This window comes from Kytococcus sp. HMSC28H12 (genome assembly GCF_001816045.1).
Taxonomy (GTDB): Bacteria; Actinomycetota; Actinomycetes; order Actinomycetales; family Dermatophilaceae; genus Kytococcus; species Kytococcus schroeteri.
Genome location: NZ_KV824589.1, coordinates 1 through 2,024 on the forward strand (window position 1 = coordinate 1; position 2,024 = coordinate 2,024).

Annotated in this window: 3 protein-coding genes; 2 read left to right on the forward strand and 1 reads right to left on the reverse strand. The window is 76.2% G+C overall.

From position 1 onward, the window contains the following. Positions 1–86 precede the first annotated feature (86 nt). Positions 87–1,058 (forward strand): thiamine-phosphate kinase, encoded by a 972-nt coding sequence (gene thiL / locus HMPREF3099_RS09305; RefSeq protein ID WP_070705700.1) that lies wholly within the window; start codon positions 87–89, stop codon positions 1,056–1,058. Positions 1,059–1,168: 110 nt separating this feature from the next. On the opposite strand, the gene rpmB is transcribed toward thiL, so the two are convergent. Beyond that, complete coding sequence (gene rpmB, locus HMPREF3099_RS09310; protein ID WP_070705701.1) at positions 1,169–1,363, reverse strand: 50S ribosomal protein L28; 195 nt, start codon at positions 1,361–1,363, stop codon at positions 1,169–1,171. Positions 1,364–1,591: 228 nt separating this feature from the next. Here rpmB and HMPREF3099_RS09315 point away from each other — a divergent pair. After that, on the forward strand, positions 1,592–2,024 hold a 433-nt coding region (locus HMPREF3099_RS09315), incomplete at its 3' end, for a DAK2 domain-containing protein (RefSeq protein WP_168168506.1).

Genomic DNA, 2,024 nt, shown 5'->3' on the forward strand with positions numbered 1-2,024 from the left:
CGGTCGCCGCCCGCAGGGGCCGGCGGGCGGTCCGGGCGCGGACGGTGCAGGGGTGGGGGAGCATCGGCACAGGGTAGCGTCGCCGCGTGGTCCAGACCCTTGCCGACGTCTCCGAGAACGAGCTGCTGCCGCGGATCTGGCGGCACCTACCCACCACCGGCCCGGGTGTGGAGGTCGGCCCCGGGGACGACGCGGCGGTGCTGGTGGCCGGACCGGGCACGGTGGTGACCACCGACACCATGGTGCGGGGGGCCGACTGGCTCGACGAGTGGTCGACCGCCCGGGACGTGGGGGCCAAGGCGGTGGCGCAGAACCTGGCGGACGTGACCGCGATGGGGGGCCGCTGCACCTGGATGGTGCTCACCCTGGTGGCCGACGCCGCGACGCCCGTGCGGTGGGTGGAGGACCTGGCGCGCGGTGTGGGCGAGGCCGCGCGGCGCGCAGGGGTGGCCGTGGTGGGCGGGGACCTCTCCTCGGCCGCGCCGGGCACGCGGATGGTGAGCGTCACCGCGCTCGGGCGGGTGGCCGGCCGACCGGTGCTGCGCTCGGGGGCGCGGGCGGGGGACCAGGTGGCCGTGTCGGGGCCGTTGGGGCGGTCCGGGGCCGGCCTGGCCCTGTTGCAGCGGGGGGTGCTCGAGGGGCCGGGCAGCGCGGCGGCGGAGTGCCTGGCTCACCACCGGGCGCCGTGGGCGGACCCGGAGGCGGGGGAGGTGGCCGCCGGTGCCGGCGCGACCTCGCTCATGGACGTCTCCGACGGGCTGGCCCGTGACGGGGCCCGCATCGCGACGGCCAGTGGGGTGCGGCTCGTGCTGGACCGGGCCGGGCTGCAGCCGCTGGTGGACCGGCTGGCCCCGGCGGTCGGGGAGGAGGGGGCGTGGGAGGCCGTGCTGACCGGCGGGGAGGAGCACTGCCTGCTGGGCACCTTCCCGGCCGGGGGGGTGCTACCCCAGGGGTGGCACCGCATCGCGTGGTGCGAGGAGGCGGAGGGGCCCGACGGTCCCGCGGTCACGCTCGACGGGCGCCCGGTGGAGGGTGGCTGGGACCACTTCCGGGCCTGAGGACCAGTCCGCCGGGGGCGGGGGCGACGGCCCGGGTACGCGACAGGGCGCCCCGAGGGGCGCCCTGTGTGCGTCGTGCGAGGTGCGGCGGGGCCGCGCTCACCGGTGGGTCAGCGAACGACCTTGCCGGCCTTGAGGCACGAGGTGCAGGCGTTGATGCGCTTCACGGTGGCGAGGTTCTCGCCGACGCGGGCGCGCACGCGCTGGATGTTCGGGCTCCAACGGCGCTTGGTGCGGCGGTTGGAGTGCGAGATGTTGTGACCGAAGCTCGGTCCCTTGCCGCAGACGTCGCAGGTGGCAGCCACGGTTCTCTCCTGAGTGATCGATGGTCGAATGGGCCCCGACCGGGGGTTCCGCAGGGCCCGGATCCTGATGGATCCTGCATGCGGGAGGTCACGGGCAACCGGAGAATCATAGCGGACCACCGCAGTCGGGGCCAACCGGGGCGGTTGTCGGTGGCGGGTGCGACCATGTGCGGGTCCATCGGGAGCGCCCGTGCAGGCCTCCCGCCTCGCTCGCCCAGGAGACCCACCATGGCACCCGGTCCGCGTCGTCGCCTCACGGCCACCGACGCCCGTCGCTGGCTGCTCAACGTGCGGGGTGGACTGCGTCGGGCGGCGCCGGCCCTCGACGCGGTCAACGTCTTCCCGGTGGCCGATGGCGACACCGGGACCAACATGTTCCTCACCGTGGACACCGGCCTGCGCACCGCGCCGGCCTGGGACGCCCAGGACGTGCACGCCAGCATCGACGGGCTAGCGCGGTCCATCCTCTGGGCGGCACGGGGCAACAGCGGCGTCATCCTCGCCCAGCTCATCGCCGGAGCGGCCCAGGAGGTGGTGCGCGGTGCCGCGGGCGACGACGCCGGTGGGCTCGACGGGTCCGGGCTGGCGCGGGCCCTGGCCCGGGCGGACGCTTCGGCCTGGCAGGCCGTGGCCACCCCCGAGCAGGGCACCATCCTGAGCG